This is a genomic window from Pseudenhygromyxa sp. WMMC2535 (genome assembly GCF_011083025.2).
On sequence record NZ_JABJWV010000001.1, the window covers coordinates 2820648 to 2845355 of the forward strand.

A 24708-nucleotide genomic window follows, 5' to 3' on the forward strand; every position below is an offset into this window, starting at 1 on the left:
AAAAGACCAAGCGAGGTGTCGCGCTGGGTTTCACCACGGGCTCCTAGGGCCTGCGGGCGAGCGCCGACACGCGCGTTGGCGTGGGGTACATGGAGATGGACAGGCCGAGACCGGCGAGCGCGGGCAGAGCCCAAGCCAGCGGGAGCGAGGCGATGAAGAAGGTCATGAACGCGAACATCGACGCGGCCAGGGCGGTGCTCATGATCGCGAGCAGCGGGTTGAAGGCCCTGCTCACGGGATCGTTCCCGCTGGGCACGACGAGGTGGCGCACGACGAAGGGCGCGACGAGGGCCGTCACTACCCCGAGCCCAGATAAGATCCACGCCAAGGTGGTGTTGTCATCTGGCCGCGGCGGGCCATGGATCGCACCCCATCCGAGCCCGGCAAAGACCAGCTGCCCGGCCAAGAAGTACCCCCACGTGAAGCGCGTCGTCAGGAGCTGCTTGGGTTCGATCTCGTCGTCCATCGTACCCCGAGCGTAGTGGCTCGAGCTCCCGAGTCTGCTCCGCGAAACCCGCAAAGTTCACGTCTCCGCATGACACTGCAGCCCAACGTCCTGGAGCGAGCCCCCAAGCAAGAAGGGTCTCCAAGAAGGGCCTCCAAGGAAGAGGCCCCCAAGGAAGAAGAGGCCCCCCTCTGGGGGGCCACTACGTACTCACCGCAAACTACATACCCAGCCCATCCCCCTCGCAGAGGGGGCGTTCGCCCGCGAAGCGGGCGGACGTGCATGGCCCCAGTTGCTGCCGCCCGAGGGGGGCTAAAGCAGCAGCTGCCGCCCGAGGGGGGCTAAAGCAGTTGCTGCCGCCCGAGGGGGGCTAGGAAAAATCGAAGCGCCAGTCGCCTTCGGGCGACAGCCCGATCTCCAGCTGCGGCGGGATTTCCCCGTCCGCCATGTACTCGAGCAGCGTCCGCGCCAGCGCCGGCATCAGCGAGGCCCGCAGCGTATGGTCGACGTTGCGCGCCCCGGTGTCGGCGTCGGTGCAGCGCCGGACCAGCTCGTCGAGCAGCTCGTCGCTGAAGGTGGTCTCGACGCCGTGGGTCTCCTCCATGCGCCGGCGCAGCTTGCCGAGCTTGAGGATCGCGATCTCGCGCATGATGTCGGGCCCGATCGGCCGGAAGGGCACGATCGTCATGCGGGCGAGCAGCGCGGGCTTGAAGTGGGAGCTGAGCGAGGGGCGGATGGCCTCGATGACCTCCTCGTTGCTCGGCGGCTCCTCGGTGTCATACATGCGCATGATCGTGTCCGAGGCGAGGTTGGAGGTCAGGATGATGATCGTGTTCTTGAAGTCGACGTTGCGGCCCTCGCCGTCGTTGAGCATGCCCTTGTCGAAGACCTGGTAGAACAGGTTCATGACGTCGGGGTCGGCCTTCTCGCACTCGTCGAGCAGGACCACCGAGTAGGGGCGCTGACGCACCGCCTCGGTCAGCATGCCGCCCTCGCCGTAGCCGACGTAGCCGGGGGGCGAGCCGATCAGCCGGGAGACCGTGTGCTTCTCCTGGAACTCGGACATGTTGATGGTCGTCATGAAGCGGTCGCCGCCGTAGAGCTGGTCGGCGAGGCTCAGCGCCATCTCGGTCTTGCCGACGCCGCTGGTGCCCACGAAGAGCAGCACGCCGATCGGCGTGTTGGGGTCGCGGACGCCGGCGTAGGACATGCGCACGGTCTCGGACACGACCTGGACGGCGGGCTCCTGGCCCTTGACCCGGCCGCCGAGCACACCCTCGAGCTCGAGCACCGAGCTGATCGTGTCGGACTTCATCTTGCCGACGGGGATCCCCGTCCACGAGGCCACGACCTTGGCGACGACGTCGGCGTCGCACTCGTGGTGGACCAGGGGGTCCTCCTCGCCGCGGATCTCGGCGAGCTTGTTGGTGGCTTCCTCGACCTTGGCGCGGAGCTCGACGATCGCGGCGTCGGCTTCGGCGCTGTCGGGGTCCTCGCCCTCACCCTCGCCGCCGCTCTCGACCATGGGCGGCTCGTCGGGCGCCGCCGTGCGGGCCGCGTCCTTGGGATCCTCGCCCTCGCCGCCGCCCTCGGCGTCACGCAGGTTTTGGCAGGCCTCGTTGAAGGCCAAGACCGCGTCGCGCTCGGTCTGCCAGCGCTCGGTCAGCGCGGCGAGCTCCTGCTCGATGGCCTCGATCTCGCCGAGCAGCTCGGCGTAGGCCTCCTGGTCGACCTCGATGTGCTCGGCGATGTCGCGGTCGAGGGCGATGCGCTGGCGGTTGAGGGAGGCGAGCTCGAGCTCGAGCTCCTCGACCTTCTGCGGCTTGGCGCCCTGCTCGACCTTGACCCGCGCGGCGGCGGTGTCGAGCAGGTCGACGGCCTTGTCGGGCAGCTGGCGCCCGGAGATGTAGCGGCCCGAGAGCTCGGCGGCGGCGACCACCGCCTCGTCGCGGATCGTGACCCCGTGGGCCTGCTCGTACTTGTGGGCGAGGCCGCGGAGCATGACGATCGCGTTCTCGACGCTGGGCTCGTCGCACTTGACCGGCTGGAAGCGGCGCTCGAGGGCGGGGTCCTTCTCGAAGTACTTCTTGTACTCGGACCACGTGGTGGCCGCGACGGTGCGCAGCTCACCGCGGGCGAGGGCCGGCTTGAGCAGGTTGGAGGCGTCGCTGCCTCCCTTTTGCCCGCCGGCGCCGATGATCGTGTGGGCCTCGTCGATGAACATGATCATCGGCGTGGGCGAGGCCTTGACCTCGGAGATCACCGCGCGCAGGCGCTTTTCGAACTCGCCTTTGACGCTGGCGCCGGCCTGGAGCAGGCCCATGTCGAGGCTGACGAGCTCGACGTTCTTGAGCAGGTCCGGCACGTCGCCGTTGACGATGGCCAGGGCCAGGCCCTCGACCAGGGCGGTCTTACCCACGCCGGGCTCGCCGACGATGATCGGGTTGTTCTTGCGCCGGCGGGCGAGGATGTCGATGCACTGACGGATCTCGCGGTGGCGACCGAAGATCGGGTCGATGCGACCCTCGCGGGCCTCGCGGGTCAGCGAGACCGTGAACTGACCCAGGGCGCTGTCGGCCGAGGGCGCGCCGGCCTCACCGGGGGCGGCGCCGGCCTGGCCGCCGGAGCGCGCCGTGCCCGTGGGCTTCTCGTCCATCTCGTTGGAGTGGAAGACGATGCTGTCGAAGTCGCGGCGCAGGACCTCGGTGTCGATGGCCTCGATCTCCGGGAAGTCCTCGGCGCTGTAGCGAGAGGCACGCTCGGCGAATTGCAGCAGCAGGTGGCCGGTGCGCAGCGAGCTGACCCCGTAGAGCAGCGAGGCCAGCGTCCAGGCGTCTTCGATCCACTGGAAGAGCGACTCGGCGAAGGTCGGGCGCCCGGCGTTGCCGGTCTTCATGGCCTCGAGGACCTTGTCGATGCGGCCCATCAGTCGCAGGCGATCTTGGCCGAAGTGCTGGAGGATCTGGGCGACGTCGCCGTCCTCTTGGTTGACGAGGAAGTGCAGCAGGTGCTCGGGGACGATCTCGTAGTACTGGCCGGTGGCGGCGCGACCTACGGCGGCTTCGAGCATGCCGGTGCACACGGGGCTGAGGCGACGAACGAGGACTTTGGGCTGTACGCGCATGGACGTTCCTGAGTGATCGGACGAGGTGGTGTGAGAGGGTGATGAGGACGCGGGACCAGCAGGTCCGTCGCTCATCGAGCGCGGACGTTTGACGGTGAGCGCGGCGCGGGCGTCGAGTTTGCCCGACCTGCGCACGCAAATGCCAGCGCCTTTCACGGTCGATCTCCACGTGTCGCGACGGATCCAGGCCGTGGGCCCGGGCCAGCGGCATGGTCCGAATGCCGCGAGGCGTCGAGTTTTCGGGTTCGGGCCAGCTGCGGGGCCGAGCGGGGCAGCTGCGGGCCCGAGCCGGGCTCGTGCCCTCGGGTTTCGAAACGCAGCGAGCCCGGACCATGGCCGGGCTCGCTGTCTGTCGTGTTCGTCTCGTGACCTGCGTGCTCAGCCCTGGGGGGGCGGCAGCGGGTCCTGACACACGCCGATCTCGAGGATCGTGTAGAGCAGCACCAGCTCCTGCGGCGAGAGCCCGACGTAGTTTTCGAACTCGGCGGCGTGGTAGCTGGTGAACTGGACCTTGCCGCAGCCGTACTGGCCGGTGACGGTCAGCGGGAGCGTGTCACTCGACGAGATCGAGCCGCCGCCGGGGCCCTCGAGCCAGGCCTTGTGCCCGACGTTGACCTGCCCGCCCTCGCCGTCGTCGACGAGGACCTCGGGCAGCGGGTATTGGATGCCCGACCAGTTGTCGACGGTCCCGACCTGGGGGAGGTCGTAGAGGGTCGGGTGGCTACCGACGTTGAGCGGGTTGATGTCCTTGAGGGCGCCGGGCAGGGCCTCGAGCCAGGCGAGCAGGCCGTCGTCGAGGACGTCGGCGAGCGAGTCGTAGCTGCTGAGATCGTTGCCGTAGGCGTCGGAGTAGAAGGTCTGGTACTCCGGGAAGACGTTGGACATGAACTCGTTGGACCAGTCGGCGACGTACCAGCGCCCGCCGGCCTCGACCCAGTCGCGGATGTTCTGGATCTGCTGTGCGGTCAAGGCGTCGCCGTAGGTGTCCGACGAGCAGGGCACGAAGATGATGTGATAGTCCGCGAGCCGATCGGGATCGGAGATCAGCGAGCCCATCGTCCCCTGCGAGGTGAACCCGTCGTAGGACGGGTCGCGGCCGTTGTTGTAGAGGTCGAAGCTCTCGGTCCCCGCGATCGTCCTCTCCTCGTAGTCGGAGATCGAGGTGTCGCCGAGGCCGAACTTGCCGAGCGCGTCCTCGATGCGGTCGTAGGAGCCGTCGGCCACGGCGATCTTGGGGATGTACAGGCCGTTGTCTGGATCCCACTCGCCGGGCAGCTCGACCTGCTCGTCGGGCAGCTGGGTCTCGCCAGTCGCGATGTCGAGCTGGGCCACGCGCATGAACTGACCCTTTTGCACGACGAGGTAGCGGTCGCTGCCGGAGTTGGTCGGCAGCGAGAAGTTGCCGTTGATGTCGGTCTCGGTGAAGTCGACCCCGCACTCGAGCTCGATGCACTCGGCGCAGTAGACCTGGTCCGGGATGCTCTCGGGCGCGGAGGAGCTCGTGTAGACGAGGGCACCGACGACGGGGATGGTCCCGTTGGGCGCGAACACGGTGCCGGTCAGCGTCGCGTCGTTGTCATCGCTGCCGCAGCCGTCACCGCCGCTGTCGGGGGTCGCCAGGGTGTCGAATTTCGGGCCGCTGCCGCCGTCGTCATCGTCGAGCGAGTCGGCGGAGTCCTCCGCCGAGTCGCTGCCTTGGCTCTCACCGATGTCTTCGTTGCCCTCCCCTTCGCCGGTGCCTTCGGCGTCTTCACCTTGGGAGTCCCCGACGTCCGAGGCACCGTCGCCTTCGTCACCGAAGACGGTGTCGTTGGCGCTGGAGCTGTTGTTACAGCCGAGGACCAGCACGAGGCTGGAAGCCAGGGTCGAGGTGACGAGAGAACGAGACGAGGTGAGTGTAGGCATGAGCGTTATCTGAAAGGGTTACTCGTGATGGAGCACGGGTTTCACTGTGGCGCGGGGAGATCGGCCTGGCAAACGCCGATCTCGAGGATCGTGTACATGAGCACCAGCTCCTGGGGGCGAGAGCCCGACGTAGTCGAAGAACTCGGCCGTGTGGTAGCTGGTGAATTGGATCTTGCCGTAGCCGTACTGGCCGGTGACGGTCAGCGAGGAGGGGCAGAGCCAGGAGGCCGCGGGTGTATCGCTCGTTGTTCATCTATCCTTCCGCTCTGGCCCCAACCAAAGGTACAGTGTCTTGGGGTCGAGGGCCGACGATACGCAATTTTGCGCGAGAGGGCGCGTTTGCCGTGCAGAGGGGGATCCGTGAAGTCACCTTGCCGGCGTCCGTGGCCAGCGCTATCTAAGCCACAGCGCGAGCGCCCTGTGCGCCTCCTACCTCTGCGCGGCCCATCCCCCGCGCCAGCCACTGTCGCCGCGCACTCACCAACCTCACGAGAGCAGCCATGACCGACCCCAAGTCCATCATCGACGATCTGATCAAGCGCAACCGGGTGATGTTGTTCATGAAGGGCAACAAAGTCTTCCCCGCCTGTGGATTCTCGGCGCAGGTCGTACAGATCCTCAAGCACCACGGGGCCGAGTTCGAGACCTTCAACGTGCTCTCGGATCCAGCGATCCGCCAGGGCATCAAGGATTTTAGCGACTGGCCGACGATCCCGCAGCTCTACGTCGACGGCGAGTTCGTCGGCGGCTGTGACATTGTCACGGAGATGCACAACACCGGCGACCTCGCCAAGCTGCTCGAGCGCCCCGCGGGCTGACGCGCGCGGTAGCCCACAAAAAAGCCATGCCGGTCGCGTGACCGGCATGGCTTTTTTGTCCAGGAGCGGAGGACTAGCCGAAGTTGCTCGCGTCGTAGAGGCACAGCGGGAGGCCGACGGAGTCGTCGCACACGGCACCCGGGCCGCAGCTGTCGGGGTCGTCGACGTCGCAGTTGAGGAAGCAGGCGGTGTCGCCGTCCGAGTTCCACTGCTCACAGGTGACGGTGCCGCCGCCCGGCTGCGTGGGGCAGTCCGCGGCCGACTCGCACTCGAACAAGCACCAGCCGACGTCACTCACGCCGTCGTCGTCGAGGTCGACGACCAGCGCGTTTCCGCCGGCGTCGGTGCACTCGTTATCGAGGCAGTAGGAGTCGTCGGCGCCGCACATGTCACCGCCGGTGGTGTCCGAGGTGTCGGAGGTGTCGTCCGTGGTGGTGGTGTCGGAGGTGTCCGAGGTGTCGGAGGTGTCCGAGGTATCCGAGGTATCCGAGGTCGTGTCGGTGTCCGAGGTGTCGGAGGTGTCGTCCGCGGTGGTGGTGGTGTCGTCCGCGGTGGTGGTGGTGTCGGAGTCCGAGGACTCGGTGTCGTCTTCCGTGCCGACCTCGTCGTCCGTGGTGGTCGTCGTGGTGACGAGGGTGTCGAAGGGATCGTCGGGGGTGTCGACGGAGCAACCGGCCAGCGCGCCGGCGCTCAGAGTGGAAGCAAGGAACAGGTAGGAAAGCTTTTTCATCGTGTCTCCGCTGACTGTGTACTCGGCTGAGCCGAGGGGGCTTTTGACCATCTGTGGTACCTGAACCGGGGACCTGCGGTCAAACGCCATTCGCGCAGGACACCCGAGGCCAGCGGCACTGGACAGGGGCCGCGGCCTAGGTCGATGCTCGGGTTCGCCATGGACATCCGCTGCTTCACCGTCGGGCTCTTTGGTGTCAACACTTACCTGGTCACGGATCCCGAGACGGGCGCCGCGGCCATCGTCGACACGGGGGAGACGCGCGAGCTCGTCGAGCAGCTCTCGAACATTGATCCAGCTCCGGATATCCGGGCGATCTTGCTCACCCATGGCCACGTCGATCACGCTGGGGGGCTGTGTTGGCTACAGGAGCGCTGGGACGTGCCCACCTATTTGCCGCGGGCGGAGCTCCCGCTCTTCGAACGCTTGCCGGAGCAAGGCGACTGGTTTGGCGCCCCGCACCTCAACCGCCCCTGCGGCCGCGTGGATCACCTGCTCGATGACGGCGACAGCGTGCAGATCGGTACGCTCGAGCTGCGCTTTTTATCCACCCCGGGCCACACCCCGGGGCAGGGCTGCTACTACGACGACCACGACATCATCGTCGGCGATACGTTGTTCGCGGGCAGCGTGGGGCGCACGGACTTCCCCATGAGCGACCCGAGCCTCGCGCGCGATAGCCTCCGCCGGCTCTTCGAGCTGCCCCCGCACATGCGCGTGCACAGCGGACACGGCCCGGTCACCACCTTGGGCCAGGAGCTGAAGTCCAACCCCTTCCTGGGCTTTTTGCGCCTGGGCCTCTAGAGCGGCAATCAGTTTGGAGGCGCGCTCTCAGGTGCGTCTGGGCGGTCTCGTGGCGAGGAGCGAGGCCGAAGCTGTGGTGGACCCACTGCGAGCGCCGAGCGACAAAGACCACGGGGCCGCCCAGATGTGCCTGAGAGTGTGAATTCAAACTGATTGCCGCTCTAGAACCCGCGATAGTATCGTCGGCGACGATGAGCGAAGGCTCGGGCGAGCAGCGAGGGGGGCGGCCTTGTGTCGCGCTGGTGCTCTCGGGAGGGGGTGCGCGCGGAGCCTACGAGGTCGGCGTGCTCCGCTACATCCGCGAGCGCCTCGACGTCGATACACGCTTCGATGTGATCACCGGCACCTCCGTGGGGGCGATCAATGGAGCGTACATCGCGGCGACCTGCGATCGCCCGCGGGCGCAGGCGCGCGCGCTGGCGCGGGTCTGGTCGCAGCTGACCATCGACAAGGTCTACGACTTCAATTGGGCCCAGCTGCGCAAGCTGCCCCGGGCGCTCTTTGGCACGCGCCTCGACCAGACCCCCCACGGCGGCCGCCTCGGCGGGCTCGTCGACTCCTCGGCCCTCGAACAGCTGGTCCGCGAGCAGATCCCCTGGCGGCGGCTCACGGAGAACCTGGCCGCGGGTCATCTCCAGGCCTTCTCGGTCACGGCCACCGAGATCGCCACGGGGATCTCCACGGTCTTCGTGCAGACCGGTCGGCGCCGGGTCGAGCCGTGGCCCGAGGGCAACAACGAGACCGTGGTCAGCACGGGGATCACCGCGGCGCACACCCTGGCCTCGGCGGCGATCCCGGTGCTCTTCCCGGCCGTCAAGGTGGGCGGGCAGTTCTTCGTCGACGGGGCCCTGCGTCAAAACACGCCGCTGCGGCCGGCGCTGCGCCTGGGCGCCCGGCGGATGCTGGTCATCGGCCTGCGCCACGGCGAGAGCCCCTCGGAGCGCCGCGCCCGTCAGCGCGCCGAGGCCGAGACCGTCTACCCCAACGCCTTCTTCTTGCTCGGCAAGCTGCTCAACTCTCTGCTCCTCGACAAGGTCGAGGCCGACCTCGAGCGGATCGATCGCACAAACCGAATGCTCGCCGCCGGCGAGGCCGAGTTTGGCGGAGACTTCGCCGAGCGCCTGAGCCGATCCCTGGACCGGGAAGATCCCTGGCACAGCGTCGAGACCATGGTCATCCAGCCCAGCGAGGACCTCGGGCGGATCGCCTGGGAGGTCGTCAACGACACCCGCCTGCGCCGCTACTCGGGCGTGGTGTCGAGCGCGATCCGTCGCTCCGTCGAGGCCGACGAGCGCGCCGAGGGAGGCGAGAGCGACCTGGCCTCCTACGTGCTCTTCGACCCCGAGTACGTCAACCGGCTGATCGAGCTCGGCTACGCCGACGCGGCCCGCCAGCACGATCGCCTCGAGGCGCTCTTTCGTCCCTGCCCCTGACGGCGGCGCGAAACCACGAGCCAGCCAGCCGGTCATGGAGCCGCGCACGAGCGCCTCGCGGGCGCGCTGGCCCCGACCTCGCCCTGCTAGCATGAGGCGATGAGTGCCCGCCATGCCACCATCTTGATCGCCGGCGGCGGCATCGGGGGGATGGCCCTGGCGCTGAGCCTCCACGCTGCCGGCTTCGAAGACGTCCACGTGTTCGAGTCCGCCTCGGCGACCCGCGAGCTTGGCGTGGGGATCAATTTGTTACCCCACGCCGTGCGCGAGCTCGACGAGCTCGGCCTGCTCGCGCGGCTCGAGACCTGCGCGGTGGAGACGAGCGAGCTGGCTTACTACTCGCGCTGGGGTCAGCGGATCTGGTCCGAGCCGCGCGGCCTGGCCGCTGGCTACCGCTGGCCGCAGCTGTCGATCCTCCGCGGGCGCCTGCTCGGGGTGCTCCACCACGCCGTGCTCGAGCGCCTCGGCCCCGAGCGGGTCCACCACGCCCAGCACCTCGACGGCTTCGAAGTGCACGACATCTGGGGGGATCCGCGGGGCAAGGGGGTGCGCGCGCGCTTCGTCGATCGCCACGGCGAGCGCGAGCCCAGCGAGCGCGAGGCCGACGTGCTCGTCGGCTGTGACGGCCTTCGCTCCCGGGTTCGGGCCCTGCTCGCCCTCGGCGAGGCGCCCTCGCGCTGGACCGGGGTCTCGATGTGGCGGGGCGTGACCCTGGCGCGGCCCTTCCTCGACGGCAAGACCATGATCATGGCGGGGCGCTCGGGCCACCGCGTGACCGTCTACCCGGTCGACGCGGGCGGCGGCGGGCGGACGCTGCTCAACTGGGTCGTCGAAGATCGCGGGCCGAGCGAGCGCCTCGCGGCCGAGCAGGCGGCCTTCGCCGAGGGCGAGCTCCCGGGCCCGAGCTGGGAGCGCCACGCCGAGGTCGACGCCGACGAGCTGTGCGCGCGCTTCTCCGACATCATCCTCGACTTCCTCGACTGCGAGGCGCTGATCCGCAGCGCCGACGCCGTCTATCACTTCCCGATGGTCGACTTCGACCCCCTGCCCGCGTGGACCCGCGGCCGCGTCACCTTGCTCGGCGACGCCGCCCACCCGATGTTCCCGGCCGGCTCGAACGGCTCCTCCCAGGCGATCCTCGACGCGCGGATCCTCGCCCGCGCCCTCGCCCTCGCCCCCGACCTCGACGCGGGCCTGGTCGCCTACGAGGCCACGCGCCGCCCGGCGACCGCGAAGATCGTCGTGGCCAACCGCGAGCACGCGCCCGAGCGCTGCATGGACCTCGCGGACGAGCGGGCGCCCCACGGCTTCGCCAGGGTCGAGGAGGTGTTCGCCCCCGGGGAGCTCGAGGCGATCGCCGAGAACTACAAGCGCACGGCGGGCTTCTCGGTGGCGACCCTCAACGCCAGGCCGAGCCTCTCGGTCCAGGGCTGAGCCGCGCGGCCGCGCGCGGCCTGGGGGGCTTCACTCCTCCGCGAAGCCGCTGCGGTAGAGGTCCGCGTAGAGCCCGTCTCGGGCCATGAGCGCCTCATGGTTGCCGACCTCCGCGATCTCGCCGTCGGCGAGGACGATGATCTTGTCGGCGTGGCGCACGGTGCTCAGGCGGTGGGCGATGACCAGCACGCTGCGCCCGTCGAGCAGGCGCTCGATGGCCTGCTGCACGCGCTGCTCCGTGAGGCTGTCGACGCTGGCCGTGGCCTCGTCGAGGATCAGCATGGTGGGCGAGCGGGCGGCGACGCGGGCGAAGGCGAGCAGCTGGGTCTCGCCCGCGGAGAAGTTGGCGCCGCGTTCGCCCACGGGCGAGTCGAGGCCGCCGCGGTCGCGGATGAAGGCGCCGGCCTGCACGGTGTCGAGGGCCTCGAGCATGGCCGCGGGGTCATCGTCGAGGTCGCGCTCGCCGAGGCTGACGTTGAAGCCCACGCTCTCGTCGAACAAGAACACGTCCTGCTGGACCATGAGCAGGTGGCGGCGCACGAGGTCCGGGGGGAGGTCGCGCAGCTCGAGCTTGCGCCCGTCCTCGAGCACCAGGGCCACGCTGCCGCGGTAGCCGTCGTACATGCGGGTGAGGATGCGGCCGAGGCTGGTCTTGCCCGAGCCGGTGCGCCCGACCACGGCGATGACCTCGCCGGCGGCGACGTCGAAGTCGAGGCCGCGGAGGATCACCGGGGCCTCGCGCTGGCCGTCGGCCGCGTCGCCCCAGCCATAGGAGAAGCGCAGGTCACGGACCTCGAGGGCGCCCTTCCACCCGCGCAGCAGCGTGTCCTCGTCGGGGGCCGTGCGCCGCTCGCAGGGCGTGTCGAGCAGGCCGTAGATCCGCTCGAGGGAGGCGGCCGCGCGCTGGACCGTGGCGAGCTTGGAGGAGAACTCGCGGATCGGCACGAAGATGCGCTGGAGGTACTCGACGAAGGCGAAGAGCGTGCCCAGGGTCAGGGCGCCGGTCGTGGCCGTCAGCACGCTGGTGTCGTCGAGCAGGGCCGGGGCGGCGAAGAAGAGCAGCAAGGCCACGCAAAAGGCCGAGATGCCGTCCATCAGCGAGTAGAGCAGCGAGTCGAAGATGTTGGCCAGCTTCGTGGCCCGCAGGTAGCGCGAGCCGAGGGCGTCGTAGGTGTGCAGGGCGTGGTCTTCGCGGCCGTAGAGCTGGACCACGCCCACGCCCGAGAGCTGCTCGGTGAGGTAGCCGGACTGCACGCCCTGGGCCCGGCGGACCTCGAGCTGGAGCCCGCGCAGGACCTTGGAGAAGGCGCGCACGAGCAGGAAGAGCAGCGGCGCGATCGACAGCGAGAGCAAGGTCAGCTGCCAGCTCAGCATGGCCATCGAGACCAGGAAGCTGGCGATCATCACGACGTCCGTGAGGATCGTGAACACGCCGAAGGACAGGGTCTCGCCCAGAGCCTCGACGTCGCTGGTGCTGCGCGAGAGCAGCGAGCCCAGGGGGTGCTTGTCGAAGAAGCGCGCCGGCAGGCACAGCACGTGGCGGAAGATCGCCGCGCGCATGTCGTAGATCGAGGCGTGGCCGGCGCGCTGGAGCGCGTAGACCTGGCCGGCCATGGCCACGAACTCGACGGCGACGGCGATCAGGAAGAAGATCGCCAGCTGGCGCAGGCTCGCGCCGTCGTCGGCGGGGATCGCCGTGTCGACGACCTCCTTGATCAGCAGCGGGCGCAGCGTGGCCATGCCCGCGACCAGGGGGATCGCCGCCAGGCCGGCGAAGAGCCAGCGCTTGTGCGGCTTGGCGAAGCCCCAAAAGCGGCGCAGCAGCGCTGCGGCCGAGCTCGCGCGCTCAGCCATCGCTGGCCTCTTCTTCTTCTTCTTCTTCTTCTTCTTCTTCTTCTTCTTCTTCTTCTTCTTCTTCTTCTTCTTCTTCTTCTTCTTCTTCTTCTTCTTCTTCTTCTTCTTCTTCTTCCGTGCGCGTGCGCGACTCGGCGTCTTCGCGCTGGTGCTCGTGGGCGGCGGCGTAGACGCCACCGGCGGCGATCAGCGCGGCGTGGTTGCCCCGCTCGACGACCTCGCCGCGCTCGAGCACGAGGATCTCGTCGGCGTGCTCGAGCACGCTGGTGCGGTGCGAGACGATCACCGTGGTCGGCCGCGAGCTGGAGGCGCTCCCCGACCCACTGTCGGCGTTGAGGCTGCGGATCGCCGCGACCAGCTTGGTCTCCGTGGCCTGGTCGACGGCCGAGAGCACGTCGTCGAGGAGCAGCAGCTTGGGCTCGCGGTAGAGCGCCCGGCCGAGGGCGGCGCGCTGGCGCTGGCCGCCGGAGAGCATGACCCCGCGCTCGCCGACGATGGTGTCGAGGCCCTCGGGCAAGGCGGCGATGTCGGGGCCCAGGCAGGCCGACTCGATCACCGCGTCGAGCTTGGGGTCGCTGGCGGCGAGCTCGGGAGAGGGACCCGCGGCGCTCGCCAGGGCAGCCGAGGCCTGCGCCTCGCGGGCGGCGGCCAGGCGCGCGAAGAGCTTGGGCCCGGCGATCTCGGCGTCCTCGGTGGCGGTGTGCCCGGTGCGCTCGCCGAGCAGGCGGAGGTTGTCGCGCAAGGTGGTGGAGAACAAAAAGGGGCTCTGGGGGACCACGGCCAGGCCCTCGCGCAGGGGCGCGAGCTCGAGGTCGCGGATGTCGTGGCCGTCGACGATCACGGCCCCGGGCGGCGGGGTGTAGACCCGGGCGAGGAGCTCGATCAGCGTCGACTTGCCCGAGCCGGTGCGCCCGAAGATGCCCAGGGTGTGGCCGGGCTCGACCACCGCCGAGACCCCGCGCAGGGCCGGCTGATCGCGGCCCTCGTGGGTGAAGCTCAGCGCGCGCAGCTCGATGCGCGGCGCGGCCTCGAGCTGGTGGCGGCGCTTCGCAGGCGGGAGCCCGGGCTCGGCGTCGAGCAGGGTCTGGACGCGGTCGAGGCCCACGGTGCCCCGGGAGAAGGCGGTGAGCACCCAGGCGACCGAGACCAGCAGCGAGATCAGGCTCATCAGCAGGGCCGTGAAGGTCGCCAGCGTCCCGATCTCGATGTCCCCCGAGAGCACCCGCTCGCTGCCGATCCACAAGACCAGGCCCGCGCCCAGGTAGCCCGTGAAGCCGAGCACCGGCATGGCGAAGGCGCGCAGCCGGGCGACGTCGAGCTGGAGCTCGAGGTAGTCGCGGTTGTAGCGTTCGAAGCGGGCCACGGCGGCCTCCTCGGCCACGTGCGAGCGGATCGTCCCGACCCCGGAGAAGCTCTCGAGGATGCGGTCCGAGAGCGCGGCGAGCTTCTCGAGCGAGGTCCGGACCAGGGCGTAGAAGCGGCTCACGGTCCGGCGCATGTAGATCGCGCCGAAGAGCACCGGGGTCACGCACCACAGCGTGAGCACCCAGTCCGAGCGCAGCATCTGCCACAGGTGCAGGGGGATCGCCACGATCACGTTGCAGACCTGCAGGCCCGCGAAGCCCACGAGCAGGCGGATCGACTGGGTGTCGTTGGTCGCGACCGAGACCAGCTCGCCGATCTTGCGCCGGTTGAAGAAGGGGCGCTGGAGCGTGAGCAGGTGGGCGAAGAGGTCGACGCCGATGCGGTACTGGATCTCGCGGCCGGGGTTGAAGAAGAGCACCCGGGAGAGCGTGCGGATCACGATCAGCACGCAGGCCCAGAGCATCAGCTCGATGGCCAGGGTGCTCGCCTCGGCGGACTCGCGCAGGCCCGCGCTGCCAGCGGCCTTCAGCTCGTTGAGGATGTCCCCCACCAAGGTGGGGATGCGGACCACGGCCCAGTTGGTCGCCAGCAGGGCCGCGAAGCCGAACAGGTAGGAGACCCAGTAGCGGCGGGCGTAACGGAATACGGCGCGGGTCACGAAGAGCGCGGTTTGCACCATCGTGCGCTCCTTCGCGGCCTCCGACACGGGGGCTTTCTACCCGCAAAGCTTGCTCTTGGCACCCCCTCGATCGGAGGAGTCGGCGGACCAGGGGGTGCTCGCCCTCGGCGCCTCTCGCCTACTTTTTCTTCTTCTTTTTCTTGGGCTTGTAGTCCGCGTTGATCTCGAGGGTCTCGTCCTGCTCGATGTCGTCGAGCGCGGCGTCGACCTCGTCGAGGCGCTCGCGGATGCTCTTCAGCGCCTCGGGGAAGGCCTCGTTGTCGGTCACGCCCGGGCCGATGTCGCTGTTGAGCTGCTCGAAGTCACGGAACGCGGCGCCGAGGTCGGCCTGCGTGTTCCCACCCTCGACGCCCTTGGCCGTGAGCGTGTCGTAGGTGTCGCCGAAGTCCTTCACCTTCTCGCGGTACTTCTTGTCGAACTTCTCGAAGGCGGCGTCATCCTTCCACTTGGGCGCCTGCTTTTCGATGTCGTCGAGGTGGCCGCGGAATTCCTTCATGAAGTCGCGGTACTCGCTCATGCGAGTCTTGATGTACTCGCGCGCGCCCTTCTCGAACATCGCCGCGTTCTCCTTGGCGATCTCGTCTTGCGAGGGGTGGCCGGCGGCCTTGCGGGCCTCGGCCAGCTCTTCTTCGCTGGCGGTGTTGTCGATCTTGTGCAGGTCGGGGCCGCTCTTGGCCTTGACCTCGTAGGGGTTCTCGCGCGGCTCACAGCCGAGCATGGCGGTGGCGGCGGCCGCGGTCAGGACGAGGGAGAGGGGCAGGGCGAGCTTGACGGTGCGCATGAGCATGGCGGGACTCCCAGCGAGCGAGGGGCGCCGAGGGTACCACGGTGGCCCTCGCTCGGTCTGACCCTCGGTGCGCCTCGCCAGCTCGCGGCCATCCCCAGCGTCCCCCGGCCTTGCTATGGTGCCGCCGTGTCCGAGCGCGACCAAGCCGTGGGATCGACGACGCCAGCCCGCCTCGCCCGGGTCATCGCCGAGCTCCTCGAGGGCCGGGGGGACTGGCCGCGGGAGGCCGCCCTGGCCACGGTCATCCGTCGCTCCGGCTCGGCGCCCCAGGTGATGGGGGCCCGCATGCTGCTCTTCCCCGACGGCCGCACCCTGGGCACCGTGGGCGGCGGGGCCATCGAACATCAGGTGCTCGACGCCTGCCGCCAGGTCCTGCGCAGCGGTCGAGCGCGGACCGTCGAGGCCCACCTCGTCCGCGACCTGGGCATGTGCTGCGGCGGCGCCATGGAGGTCTTCGTGGAGTACCTACAGGCCGAAGCTCGGCTGATCCTCATCGGGGGCGGCCACGTCGCCCAGGCCCTGGCGCCCCAGGCCCTGCAGCTCGGGTTTCGCGTGCTCGTCCTCGACGACCGCGACGAGATGCTCGAGGCCCCCGCGTTCGCGCACTGCGAGCGCCTGGCCTTCGACGCCGACGAGATCGACGCGGCCGTGCCCGACCTGAGCGACAAGGACTACTTGGTCATCGTCACCCGGGACCACGCCCGCGACGAGCGAGCCCTGGCTCAGGCCCTGACCCTGCCCCACGCCTACCTGGGGATGATCGGCAGCCAGCGAAAGGTGCACACGGTGCTCGCTCGGGTGCTGCGGCGCTTCGACGAGCGCGACCGACCGCGGCCGGAGCTCTCGCGCCTGCACGCGCCGGTCGGCCTGGCCCTCGGCGGACGCACGCCGCCGGAGATCGCCGTGAGCATCGCGGCGGAGCTCGTGGCCGTTCGCCACGGTGGCAGCGGGGCGGCGATGGGCTGCGTGGATCAGGCGGTCGCGCGCATCGACGAGCGCGAGCGCGTGGGCTAGGAGCCCGTGGCGAAACCCAACACGACACCTCGCTTGGTCCTTCCGCCGATGGCGTTGTCGCCAAAACTTGCGGTACGCCCGGTACAGCGGCGTTTTGGCTTCGCGCCCTCGACGAAAACCCCGGCGCGAGGAGCCGCGCTGGGTTCCACCACGGGCTCCTAGGAGCCGAGCCGGAAGCGGTTGATGCGATACCCGTCCGCCTGGCGACGCATGATCCACGGCGCGGCGGTGAAGATGAGACGATAGAGCAGGGGCATCGCCGCGACGACCTCCGCGGGCGCGTCGGCGAAGCTGCGAGAGCGCTCGAGGTGGAGGTCGAGGTGCTCGAGCCCCCCGGGGTCGTCACAGCGCCAGCGAAACCACGCGTCTTTGGGCATCTTGCTCATCGCGTCGTGCTTGGCCTGGTCGTCGACCATCTTCGAGCAGGTCGTGTCGGTGACCAGCACCGCGCCTGGGAAGCGCGCCGCGAGCTGGCGGAGCATCGCCTCGACGGCGTCGTTGTCGATGTAGATGATGACGGCCTCGGAGACGAAGCAGTAGGGCCCCGGCAGGGCCTCGACGCGGTCGTACCAGTCGGTCTCGAGCGCGCTGGCGTCGATCATCGTGCGCCGCTCGGTGTCGGCGAAGAAGCGACGCCTCAGCGCCATGCTGTCGGGCAGGTCGAGCTCCAGCCAGCGCGCGCGGCCGTTGTCGAGCCGCTCATAGCGGGTGTTGAGCCCCGCGCCGATCTCGATGATCGTCCCCTCCGGGTGTTTGTCGAGGAAGGCCCTGACCTCGTCGTCGAACAGCCGCGTGCGGATCGACGCGCCGACCAGCGAGCGGATGCCCTTCCACCTGCCGAAGTCATAGTCCAGGGAGTCGACGATCTCGACGGCCTTTGGATCGTGCACGAGACCCCGCTTCTTGCGGGTCTCCTCGGCGCGACCGAGCAGGGGGATCAGCAGCGTCTCTTGAACGGGACCCAGCGCTACCTCGACCTTGTTTGTCGTCATATGCCTCTCCTCTTCCGCCTCTCCATGAAACCCGTCTTTCCATGAAAACGAAAACCGTTTTCAATTAAAAGAAGGTATAGGCCAGCTCGCGCCGGGCGGTCAAGGAGACGGGGTGCCAGGTGGCTCGTGCGAGATCAAAACCGGTACTCGAGGATCAGCGGGGTGATCTGCAGCGGCAGCACGAAGGCCGCCTGGTTGTCCGGATCCACGGCCCCGTCGGCGCGCTCGCGGTGCACGGCCAGCTGCGGGCGCAGCTCGAGGTCGATGCCCAAGGCGAGCTCGCGCAGCAGGAAGAAGCGCACGCCCGCCGCGGCCTGGATGCCCAGGGTCCAGCTCAGCTCGCGGGTCTGCTCGCGGCTGCTCCCGACCCGGGGCAGCTTCCAAAAGCCGCCGGTCAGGCCGACGCGGAAGGTGGGCACGATCCACGGCTTGGCCTCGATGAAGAGCTTGTGGGTGTAGCCGGCCGAGACGTCCATGCCGACCACGCCGCCCGGCTCACAGGTCCCGCTCTGGGACTCGAGGCCGCAGCTGTCCATGCCGAAGGTCTGCCAGTCGCCGCGGTCGAAGGCGATGCCGGCGTTGACGTGGAGCCAGTGGGCGCGGAAGAGCTGGCGGTCGTACTGGAAGGCGAAGCGGCCGCGGGGCACGAAGCCCTTGGGGGTCAGGCCGATCTGGAACGGCCCCATGAACGACAGAGCGTTGCCGCCGTAGACGAAGTCGGGCATGCGCGAGTCGCCGGTGGTCGAGTAGGAGCCACCGGGGCCGCTCTTGCCCGAGGGGGAGGCGGCCTCGGCCTCGGCGCTCAGGGCGAGGCTGCCGAGGAAGGCGACGGCGGCGACCAGCAAGGTGCGCAGGCGGGGGAGGAGGGTCTCGAAGGAGGCGGGCATCGCGGGGCGTGGTGAGTGAAACACGAGGGGCGGGTGGCGCCAATTTTCGGCGCGAGCGCAGCCGGCGGGGGCGCGCGGAGCAGCGGACGCAGGCGCGGGGGGAGATCTTCGGTCGCGGTCGGCGAGAATATTCCCGGCGCTGCGCGCCCTTGTCGCACGCGCCGCCGGTGCCTGCAAAGGCCGCCCGATCGGCTACCCTGGACCAGCCATGTTGGCCCTGCTCCTGCTCGCCGCCCTGGGGGTGGTCACCTTGCTGCTGGCCCGGCAGCTCGAGCGCCTCGGCGACACCGCGCTGGTCCTCGGGGCCTCGGTCCTCGGCGGCCTGACCTTCCTGCTGGCCCACCCGCAGATGCAGCTGGTCGCGCCCCCGCGCGACGAGACCTGCACCCTCGAAGAGGAGCCGGCCGAGCCCGCGCCCGCGGCCGCGCGGATCTCCCTGGCCGAGGCCCGCGAGCGGCTCGGTCAGCCCGGGGTCACCTTCGTCGACGCGCGCCCCACGACCGCCTACGACTACGCGCACATCCCTGGGGCCATGAGCCTGCCCGCGAGCGACGCGGAGGGCCTGCTCGAGGTCCAGTCTCTGCCGATCCCCCCCGAGGGCGAGGTGATCACCTACTGCGAGGGCGGCAGCTGCGAGCAGTCCGACTACCTCGGCGCGCTGCTCGCTGAGCGCGACGTCTGTCAGCAGGTCCGCGTGCTCGATGGTGGCTGGCAGGCCTGGATCGCCGACGAGGGCCCTACCGTCACCGGCAGCTCGCGCTTTGGCGACGCGGGCTCGAGCAGTGTGCCGGCGGCCAGCGAGGCGCCAGCTAGCGAGGAGGTCCTGCCGTGAGTGACGATCGAGCGAGCGCGAGCGAGACCCAGGCTCCCGAGGACAGGCCGGCGAGCGAGCCCAAGGAGCCCAGGTGGCTGCGCGTGGTCGGCCTGCTCGCGCGCCTCGGCGTGGGCGGCGTGTTCGTCTTCGCCGGCGCGCAGAAGCTCCTCGACCCCCTGCAGTTCGCCGAGGACATCGCCAACTACCAGGCCTTCCCCGACTGGTCGCTGCACCTGGCCGCGGCCCTGGTCCCGGTCACGGAGATCATCGCCGGCCTCGCCGTGCTCACCAACGTCAAGCGCCGGGCCGGCGCCCTGGTGCTCGGCGCGCTGACGGTCGCCTTCTTGGCGCTGATCTTCTCGATCATCTGGCGAGACATCGACCTCAGCTGCGGCTGCTTCGGCAAGGCCGACGAGGCCAGCGCGGTCGGCTGGCCCAAATTCGTGTTCGACCTCGGCCTGCTCGCGGCGATCGTCGTCGCCTATCTCCCGGCCGAGCGCCCGTGGGCACGACTGCGCTCGACCGAGCAGCCGAGCTGAGCACATCGAGCTCGTGGCCGCGCGCTCGGCCGAATCGTCGAGTCGAGCGCCCTTGGGCACGGCTGCGCGCGCGCTCGACCGAGCAGCCGAGCTGAGCACATCGAGCTCGCGCTCGCGGTCATCTGCTCGCGCGCTCGTTCCCGGGCGTCGCGGGGGGAAATCTGGTATCGATGGTCCCCCATGCCCGCCCCCGAGCCGCGCCCCTATCTGGTCAGCATCGATCACCTGCTCGAAGAGGACGAGCGCCTGATCTGGTCGTCCGCCCACGACTTTTGCCAGACCAAGGTCCTGCCGGTGATCGAGGCGCACTACGAGGCCGGCACCTTCCCCAAGCAGCTGATCGGCGAGTTCGCCGAGATGGGCTTCCTGGGCTGCTCGCTCGAGGGCTACGGCTGCGCCGGCCTCGGCCCCGTGGCCTACGGCGCGATCATGCTCGAGCTCGAGCGCGTCGACTCGGGCATCCGCTCGTTTTGCTCGGTCCAGACGGCCCTGGCCATGTACCCGATCTGGGCCTACGGCAGCGAGGAACAAAAGCAGCGCTGGCTGCCCAAGATGGCCACCGCCGAGGCGATCGGCTGCTTTGGCCTGACCGAGCCCAACTCCGGCTCGGACCCCGGCTCGATGCGCACCCACGCCAAGCAGCAGGGCCCGGGTGGGGACTTCGTGCTCAACGGCCAGAAGATGTGGATCACCAACAGCCCGATCGCGGACCTCGCCGTGGTCTGGGCCAAGACCCTCGAGCACGGCAGCGAGACCCCGGTGATCCGCGGCTTCATCGTCGAGCGCGGCATGAAGGGCTTCTCGACCCCCGAGACCCACGGCAAGCTCAGCTTGCGGGCCTCGATCACCGGGGAGCTCGTCCTCGACGAGGTCGTCGTGCCCAAGGACAACATGCTGCCCGGCGTCCGCGGCCTCAAGGGCCCGCTGAGCTGCCTGACCCAGGCGCGCTACGGCATCGGCTGGGGTGGCGTGGGCGCGGCCATGGACGTCTACGAGCGAGCGCGGCGCTACACCATGGAGCGCGTGCAGTTCGGCAAGCCGATCGCCGGCTTTCAGCTGACCCAGCAAAAGCTCGTCGAGATGCACGACGAGATCGCCAAGGGCCTGCTCCTGGCCCACCACTTCGGCCGGCTCAAGCAGGCCGGCAAGCTCGACCCCGTGCAGGTCAGCATGCTCAAGCGCGAGAACGTGCAGCTCGCCCGTAACTGCGCGCGCACGGCCCGGACGATGCTCGGCGGCAACGGGATCATGGGCGAGTTCCACATCATGCGTCACCTGTGCAACCTCGAGACGGTCTACACCTACGAGGGGACCCACGAGATCCATACGCTGGCGATCGGCCGGGCGCTGACGGGGCTCGCGGCCTTCAGCTGAAGTCGAGGGGACCATGCTCGAGGACTTTCGCGCACGCGGCTTTCGAACCTTCGAGGACCTCGAGATCCCCCGACTCGGGCGGGTCAATTTGATCGTCGGGCGCAACAACGTCGGCAAGACGATGTTGTTGCACGCGCTGAGGATCTTTCGAGCCAGGGGGGTGCAGCACGCGATCGTCGACATGTTGGACATGCGAGACGAGGTTGGACGGCCAAAGGCGAGCCGGGACGCGAGCGGGCCCGAGATCACCTTGACGCGGCTCTTTCATGGCAGCTTTGCCAGCGCGAGCATGGCGCCGACGATCACCCTCGAGAGCAGGAGCGCTTCACCTCGGAGGGTCATGATCGGCGTCAACCTCTCCGAAGCGGAGACGTCCGAGACCACGATCGTCAACTACGAGGCGACGGACGACCCCCTGTCCATCAAGTACGAGAAGATCGTCCACCACGTCCCGCGCTCACAGCTCCCGATCTTGTTGGAGGCCAACCGCTTCAACGACTATCGGCTCGCCAGCTGGTGGGACTCCGTCTCGCTGACCAGCAGTGAGGCGCGCGTGATCGAGTGCCTCGAGCTGATCTCTCCGATCGAGCGGGTCGCCTATGTCAGCCACCCCTTCTCGACCGAGCACTACGACAGGGGACGCATGGCGATGGTCAAGCTCCGTGACGCAGAGCAGCCGCAGCCGCTCAAGTCCCTGGGAGATGGCGTGAGTCACATGTTCTCCATGGCGCTCGCCCTCGAGATCGCGCGGGAGTCCGGGATGTTGCTCATCGACGAGATCGAAAACGGCATCCACTACTCGCTGCTCCCCGACTTTTGGCGCTTCCTCTTCGAGGCCACGGCCCAAAGCGGCGTGCAGCTCTTCGCCACCTCGCACTCCTGGGACTGCATCGAGGCGTTTCAGCAGGCCGCCAGCGAGGAGCCCGGGGCGGGGGTGCTCGTCAAGCTCGCGCGCCGAGAGGGCAAGGTCGCGGCCACGGTCTTCGAGGACGAGGACCTGGCGATCGCCACCCGCGAGGGGATCGAGCTGCGGTGAGTCGACGCCAGCCCAACGGGAAGGTGTTGCTCGTCGAGGGCCCCGACGATCGCCACGTACTCTGGGCCCTGCTCGCAGCGAGAAGCCCACGCATTGCGCAGGGAAGCTTCGAGATCGCGGTCTGTGACGGGGTCGATTCCGCGCTCGAGAACTTTCGCGTCAGACTGCTGGCCAACGGCGATACGCATCTCGGAGTCATCCTCGATGCGGACGACGACCTCCCCGCGCGCTGGGCCGCGCTGCGCGACCGCGTCGAGACGATCTACCCCGGCGTGATGCCGGCGCAGCCGGACCCGTCGGGGACAGTGCTCGCGCTCCCCGAGGGCGGGCCTCGCCTGGGTGTGTGGCTGATGCCCGACAACGCGCTCCCCGGCATGCTCGAGGACTTCGTGTCCTTTCTCGTGCCCGAGGCCGACGCGTGTTGGCCTCAGGCAAAAGCCTACGTCGACGCGGCACGCAAGAGCGGAGCCGGCGTATCTGCGCGGCACGCCCAAAAAGCGAGGGTCCACGCCTGGCTCGCCGTCCAGGAGCAGCCGGGTCGGCCGATGGGGCAGGCGATCACGGCGCGCTATCTCGACGCCGACGCGGCCGTCGTCGAGGCGCTGTTGGCCTGGCTCGAGCGTCTGTTCGTCGCGCCCTGAGCCCGCTTTGCCAGGCCAGCTACCTTGGCCTACGTTTCCACGCCCATGCTCCGCCGTCGCCAGTGGATCGCCTCCCTCGCCGCGCTCTCGGGCGCGGCGCTGCTGCCTCGCTCGGCCCGCGCCGCGCAGACAAAGGTCCTGCTCCTCGGCGACAGCATGATCGCCGGCGGCTTCGGCCTGTTCCTGGCCCGCGACCTCGAGCGCGAGCACGGCTACCTGACCGAGCGCCGCGGCAAGAGCTCCACCGGCCTGGCTCGACCGGACTTCTACGACTGGATCGAGGAGGGCGCCGCGGCCCGGGCCGCGTTCGAGCCCGACGCGGTCGTCTGCATGTTCGGCGGCAACGACGGCCAGGGGCTCTACATGGGCCGCGACCAGTGGATCCGCTACGGCGAGGCCGGCTGGGACGAGGAGTATCGCCGGCGGATCCACTTCTTCGCCGACGCGGTCACGGCCGGCGGCGAGTGGCTGTTTTGGGTCGGGATGCCGCCCATGCGCCTCGAGCGGCTGCACACCCGGGTGGCGCACATGAACGAGCTCTACCGAGAAGCCCTGGCGATCCGCCCGAGCGCGCGCTTTTTGGACATCTGGTCCGTGCTCGCCGACGACGAGGGCAACTACGCCGACCACCTCGAGTACGCGGGCAAGCGCGAGCGGGTGCGCGCCGGCGACGGGATCCACCTCAACGCCGCGGGCAGCCGCCTGCTCGCCGACGCCGTGCGTCCGCGGATCTCCCAGCTGCTCGGTCAGTAGCGCGAGCGCTCGGTGTCCAGCATGTCCAGCAAGCAAAAATCCAAGCTCAACCGCGCCCGGGCCAAGCTCCAGCGCAAGCTCTCCAGTGGGTGGGAGCGGGCGGTGTTCACCAGCCCCGCGCGCGCCGACGGGACCCGCGACGAAGAGGTCCTCGAGGGCCCCGGTCCGCTCGCCGCCGAGTCCGAGTCCGAGTCCGGCTCCGAGACCGAGACCGCGACCGAGACAGGCTTCGAGGCCGCGTTCGCTGCGCTGTGGGCCGCCGCCGAGCAGGCCGCCGCCCGCGGGCTGGTCAAGATCTGCGTGGTCATCGATCCGCGCCACCGCGTGGAGATCGACGCGCGCCACGGCCACGTCAAGGCGCGGGTCCTCGACGACGCGACCGTCGACAAGATCATGGGCGGCAAGGACCGCGCCCTGCGGCCGGATCGCAGCGCCGCGCTGCTGCGGGCGATCGGGATCATGAACGCCGACGGCAGCATCTCGGCGCGCAGCGCCAAGAAGTACAAGCAGGTCAATCACTTCGTGGAGCTGTGCCGGCCGGTGTGGACGCGTCTGCTCGCCAATTCTCGGGCCGAGGGGCCGCTGCGCGTGGTCGACCTGGCCTGCGGCAACAGCTACCTGAGCTTCGTCTTGCTCGAGGCCCTGCGCCTCGAGGGGCAGCCCGGGCAGCTCCTGGGCATCGATCGCCGCGAGGACGTGATCACCTCGAGCCGCGAGCGCGCAGCGCAGGTCGGCTTCGGCGACGACGCGCGCTTCGAGGCCATGGACCTCGAGCAGCTCGACGGCCCGGCCCTGGCGAGGGCGCTCGGCGGCCCCGCGGACCTGGCGATCTCCCTGCACGCCTGCGACACGGCCACGGACTACGCCCTCGCCCTGGGGATCCGCGCCGAGCTCCCGGCGATCCTCTGCGCGCCCTGCTGCCAGGCGGAGCTCGCCCGCCAGCTCGAGGCCCTCGAAGGCGAGGCTCGAGCTGCGTCTGCGGCCGGCGTGGTCCCTGCCTTGCTCGATCATGGCCTGATGCGCCGCGGCCTCGGCGAGCTGCTCACGGACGGCCTGCGCGTCGAGCTGCTGGCCGCCTGCGGCTACGAGGTCAGCGTGGTCGAATTCGTGGCGGCGGCCCACACCCCCAAGAACCTGCTGCTGCGAGCGCTGCGGCGGCCGCGGGCGCGGGGGCTGGACGAGCCCGAGACCCGCGCGGCGATCGAGGCCGTAGCGCAGCGCTGCGCGGCGCTGGGCGTCCGGCCGCGGCTGCTCGCGCTGCTCGGCGGCTGACAGAGGAT

General features: G+C 69.4%; 21 protein-coding genes. 12 read left to right on the forward strand and 9 right to left on the reverse strand.

Annotation, left to right across the window (positions count from 1 at the left end):
- Nucleotides 1-43 precede the first annotated feature (43 nt).
- The 3 genes from G6O69_RS10855 to G6O69_RS10865 form a co-directional block, all read right to left on the reverse strand.
- Nucleotides 44-466 carry a hypothetical protein gene (locus G6O69_RS10855; protein WP_172303442.1) on the reverse strand — a complete coding sequence of 141 codons (423 nt, stop codon included), beginning with the start codon at nucleotides 464-466 and terminating at the stop codon, nucleotides 44-46.
- 349 nt (nucleotides 467-815) lie between these two features.
- A complete protein-coding gene (gene tssH, locus G6O69_RS10860; RefSeq protein ID WP_172303443.1) occupies nucleotides 816-3569 on the reverse strand; it encodes a type VI secretion system ATPase TssH in 2754 nt (917 codons plus the stop codon).
- Nucleotides 3570-3947: 378 nt separating this feature from the next.
- Nucleotides 3948-5474: a hypothetical protein gene (locus tag G6O69_RS10865; RefSeq protein WP_176396759.1), complete on the reverse strand. Its 1527-nt coding sequence runs from the start codon at nucleotides 5472-5474 to the stop codon at nucleotides 3948-3950.
- A 500-nt stretch (nucleotides 5475-5974) separates the two neighbouring features.
- On the opposite strand from G6O69_RS10865, the gene grxD reads away from it, so the two are divergent.
- A complete protein-coding gene (gene grxD, locus G6O69_RS10870; protein ID WP_172303444.1) occupies nucleotides 5975-6292 on the forward strand; it encodes a Grx4 family monothiol glutaredoxin in 318 nt (105 codons plus the stop codon).
- A gap of 73 nt (nucleotides 6293-6365) precedes the next feature.
- Here the strand turns inward: grxD and G6O69_RS10875 are convergent, their stop codons facing one another.
- Nucleotides 6366-7022: a hypothetical protein gene (locus G6O69_RS10875; protein WP_172303445.1), complete on the reverse strand. Its 657-nt coding sequence runs from the start codon at nucleotides 7020-7022 to the stop codon at nucleotides 6366-6368.
- 144 nt (nucleotides 7023-7166) lie between these two features.
- Here G6O69_RS10875 and G6O69_RS10880 point away from each other — a divergent pair, with 144 nt between their 5' ends.
- The 3 genes from G6O69_RS10880 (at nucleotide 7167) to G6O69_RS10890 (ending at nucleotide 10693) form a co-directional block, all read left to right on the forward strand.
- A complete protein-coding gene (locus G6O69_RS10880) occupies nucleotides 7167-7826 on the forward strand; it encodes an MBL fold metallo-hydrolase (protein ID WP_255215759.1) in 660 nt (219 codons plus the stop codon).
- 191 nt (nucleotides 7827-8017) lie between these two features.
- Complete coding sequence (locus tag G6O69_RS10885; RefSeq protein ID WP_172303447.1) at nucleotides 8018-9259, forward strand: patatin-like phospholipase family protein; 1242 nt, start codon at nucleotides 8018-8020, stop codon at nucleotides 9257-9259.
- Nucleotides 9260-9358: 99 nt separating this feature from the next.
- Complete coding sequence (locus G6O69_RS10890; protein ID WP_172303448.1) at nucleotides 9359-10693, forward strand: FAD-dependent monooxygenase; 1335 nt, start codon at nucleotides 9359-9361, stop codon at nucleotides 10691-10693.
- Between the two features lie 30 nt (nucleotides 10694-10723).
- Here G6O69_RS10890 and G6O69_RS40060 read toward each other — a convergent pair whose 3' ends face one another.
- The 3 genes from G6O69_RS40060 to G6O69_RS10910 all read right to left on the reverse strand — a co-directional run bounded on the left by G6O69_RS40060 (nucleotide 10724) and on the right by G6O69_RS10910 (nucleotide 15378).
- Nucleotides 10724-12547 (reverse strand): ABC transporter ATP-binding protein, encoded by a 1824-nt coding sequence (locus G6O69_RS40060; protein ID WP_255216224.1) that lies wholly within the window; start codon nucleotides 12545-12547, stop codon nucleotides 10724-10726.
- Nucleotides 12540-14618, reverse strand: a complete 2079-nt coding sequence (locus G6O69_RS39365) for an ABC transporter ATP-binding protein (protein WP_172303449.1) — start codon at nucleotides 14616-14618, stop codon at nucleotides 12540-12542. Before G6O69_RS39365 ends, G6O69_RS40060 begins: the two co-directional genes overlap by 8 nt.
- Before the next feature lie 91 nt (nucleotides 14619-14709).
- Nucleotides 14710-15378, reverse strand: coding sequence for a hypothetical protein (locus G6O69_RS10910; protein WP_172303450.1), 669 nt, complete (start codon nucleotides 15376-15378; stop codon nucleotides 14710-14712).
- A 126-nt stretch (nucleotides 15379-15504) separates the two neighbouring features.
- On the opposite strand from G6O69_RS10910, the gene G6O69_RS10915 reads away from it, so the two are divergent.
- Nucleotides 15505-16392 carry an XdhC/CoxI family protein gene (locus G6O69_RS10915; RefSeq protein ID WP_172303451.1) on the forward strand — a complete coding sequence of 296 codons (888 nt, stop codon included), beginning with the start codon at nucleotides 15505-15507 and terminating at the stop codon, nucleotides 16390-16392.
- 158 nt (nucleotides 16393-16550) lie between these two features.
- On the opposite strand, the gene G6O69_RS10920 is transcribed toward G6O69_RS10915, so the two are convergent.
- Together G6O69_RS10920 and G6O69_RS10925 are read right to left on the reverse strand one after the other, a co-directional pair.
- Nucleotides 16551-17384 carry a class I SAM-dependent methyltransferase gene (locus tag G6O69_RS10920; protein WP_172303452.1) on the reverse strand — a complete coding sequence of 278 codons (834 nt, stop codon included), beginning with the start codon at nucleotides 17382-17384 and terminating at the stop codon, nucleotides 16551-16553.
- Between the two features lie 134 nt (nucleotides 17385-17518).
- A complete protein-coding gene (locus G6O69_RS10925; protein ID WP_172303453.1) occupies nucleotides 17519-18271 on the reverse strand; it encodes a hypothetical protein in 753 nt (250 codons plus the stop codon).
- A gap of 208 nt (nucleotides 18272-18479) precedes the next feature.
- On the opposite strand from G6O69_RS10925, the gene G6O69_RS10930 reads away from it, so the two are divergent.
- The 7 genes from G6O69_RS10930 to G6O69_RS10960 all read left to right on the forward strand — a co-directional run bounded on the left by G6O69_RS10930 (nucleotide 18480) and on the right by G6O69_RS10960 (nucleotide 24700).
- Nucleotides 18480-19103, forward strand: a complete 624-nt coding sequence (locus G6O69_RS10930) for a rhodanese-like domain-containing protein (protein WP_172303454.1) — start codon at nucleotides 18480-18482, stop codon at nucleotides 19101-19103.
- On the forward strand, nucleotides 19100-19624 hold the full coding sequence (locus tag G6O69_RS10935) for a MauE/DoxX family redox-associated membrane protein (protein WP_172303455.1): 525 nt from the start codon (nucleotides 19100-19102) through the stop codon (nucleotides 19622-19624). The genes G6O69_RS10930 and G6O69_RS10935 overlap by 4 nt, the downstream gene beginning before the upstream one ends.
- A gap of 180 nt (nucleotides 19625-19804) precedes the next feature.
- On the forward strand, nucleotides 19805-20998 hold the full coding sequence (locus tag G6O69_RS10940) for an acyl-CoA dehydrogenase family protein (protein ID WP_172303456.1): 1194 nt from the start codon (nucleotides 19805-19807) through the stop codon (nucleotides 20996-20998).
- Between the two features lie 13 nt (nucleotides 20999-21011).
- Complete coding sequence (locus G6O69_RS10945) at nucleotides 21012-22034, forward strand: ATP-binding protein (RefSeq protein WP_172303457.1); 1023 nt, start codon at nucleotides 21012-21014, stop codon at nucleotides 22032-22034.
- A complete protein-coding gene (locus G6O69_RS10950) occupies nucleotides 22031-22675 on the forward strand; it encodes a DUF3226 domain-containing protein (RefSeq protein WP_176396761.1) in 645 nt (214 codons plus the stop codon). The genes G6O69_RS10945 and G6O69_RS10950 overlap by 4 nt, the downstream gene beginning before the upstream one ends.
- Before the next feature lie 45 nt (nucleotides 22676-22720).
- On the forward strand, nucleotides 22721-23428 hold the full coding sequence (locus G6O69_RS10955) for a DUF459 domain-containing protein (RefSeq protein ID WP_172303459.1): 708 nt from the start codon (nucleotides 22721-22723) through the stop codon (nucleotides 23426-23428).
- Between the two features lie 21 nt (nucleotides 23429-23449).
- A complete protein-coding gene (locus tag G6O69_RS10960; RefSeq protein ID WP_176396762.1) occupies nucleotides 23450-24700 on the forward strand; it encodes an SAM-dependent methyltransferase in 1251 nt (416 codons plus the stop codon).
- The last annotated feature ends 8 nt before the right edge of the window (nucleotides 24701-24708 follow it).

Bases quoted from the DNA above. Each gene is read 5' to 3' on its own strand.
- G6O69_RS10855 (WP_172303442.1), bottom strand. From the start codon at position 466: ATGGACGACGAGATCGAACCCAAGCAGCTCCTGACGACGCGCTTCACG.
- tssH (WP_172303443.1), bottom strand. From the start codon at position 3,569: ATGCGCGTACAGCCCAAAGTCCTCGTTCGTCGCCTCAGCCCCGTGTGC.
- G6O69_RS10865 (WP_176396759.1), bottom strand. From the start codon at position 5,474: ATGCCTACACTCACCTCGTCTCGTTCTCTCGTCACCTCGACCCTGGCT.
- grxD (WP_172303444.1), top strand. From the start codon at position 5,975: ATGACCGACCCCAAGTCCATCATCGACGATCTGATCAAGCGCAACCGG.
- G6O69_RS10875 (WP_172303445.1), bottom strand. From the start codon at position 7,022: ATGAAAAAGCTTTCCTACCTGTTCCTTGCTTCCACTCTGAGCGCCGGC.
- G6O69_RS10880 (WP_255215759.1), top strand. From the start codon at position 7,167: ATGCTCGGGTTCGCCATGGACATCCGCTGCTTCACCGTCGGGCTCTTT.
- G6O69_RS10885 (WP_172303447.1), top strand. From the start codon at position 8,018: ATGAGCGAAGGCTCGGGCGAGCAGCGAGGGGGGCGGCCTTGTGTCGCG.
- G6O69_RS10890 (WP_172303448.1), top strand. From the start codon at position 9,359: ATGAGTGCCCGCCATGCCACCATCTTGATCGCCGGCGGCGGCATCGGG.
- G6O69_RS40060 (WP_255216224.1), bottom strand. From the start codon at position 12,547: ATGGCTGAGCGCGCGAGCTCGGCCGCAGCGCTGCTGCGCCGCTTTTGG.
- G6O69_RS10910 (WP_172303450.1), bottom strand. From the start codon at position 15,378: ATGCTCATGCGCACCGTCAAGCTCGCCCTGCCCCTCTCCCTCGTCCTG.
- G6O69_RS10920 (WP_172303452.1), bottom strand. From the start codon at position 17,384: ATGACGACAAACAAGGTCGAGGTAGCGCTGGGTCCCGTTCAAGAGACG.
- G6O69_RS10925 (WP_172303453.1), bottom strand. From the start codon at position 18,271: ATGCCCGCCTCCTTCGAGACCCTCCTCCCCCGCCTGCGCACCTTGCTG.
- G6O69_RS10930 (WP_172303454.1), top strand. From the start codon at position 18,480: ATGTTGGCCCTGCTCCTGCTCGCCGCCCTGGGGGTGGTCACCTTGCTG.
- G6O69_RS10940 (WP_172303456.1), top strand. From the start codon at position 19,805: ATGCCCGCCCCCGAGCCGCGCCCCTATCTGGTCAGCATCGATCACCTG.
- G6O69_RS10945 (WP_172303457.1), top strand. From the start codon at position 21,012: ATGCTCGAGGACTTTCGCGCACGCGGCTTTCGAACCTTCGAGGACCTC.
- G6O69_RS10955 (WP_172303459.1), top strand. From the start codon at position 22,721: ATGCTCCGCCGTCGCCAGTGGATCGCCTCCCTCGCCGCGCTCTCGGGC.
- G6O69_RS10960 (WP_176396762.1), top strand. From the start codon at position 23,450: ATGTCCAGCAAGCAAAAATCCAAGCTCAACCGCGCCCGGGCCAAGCTC.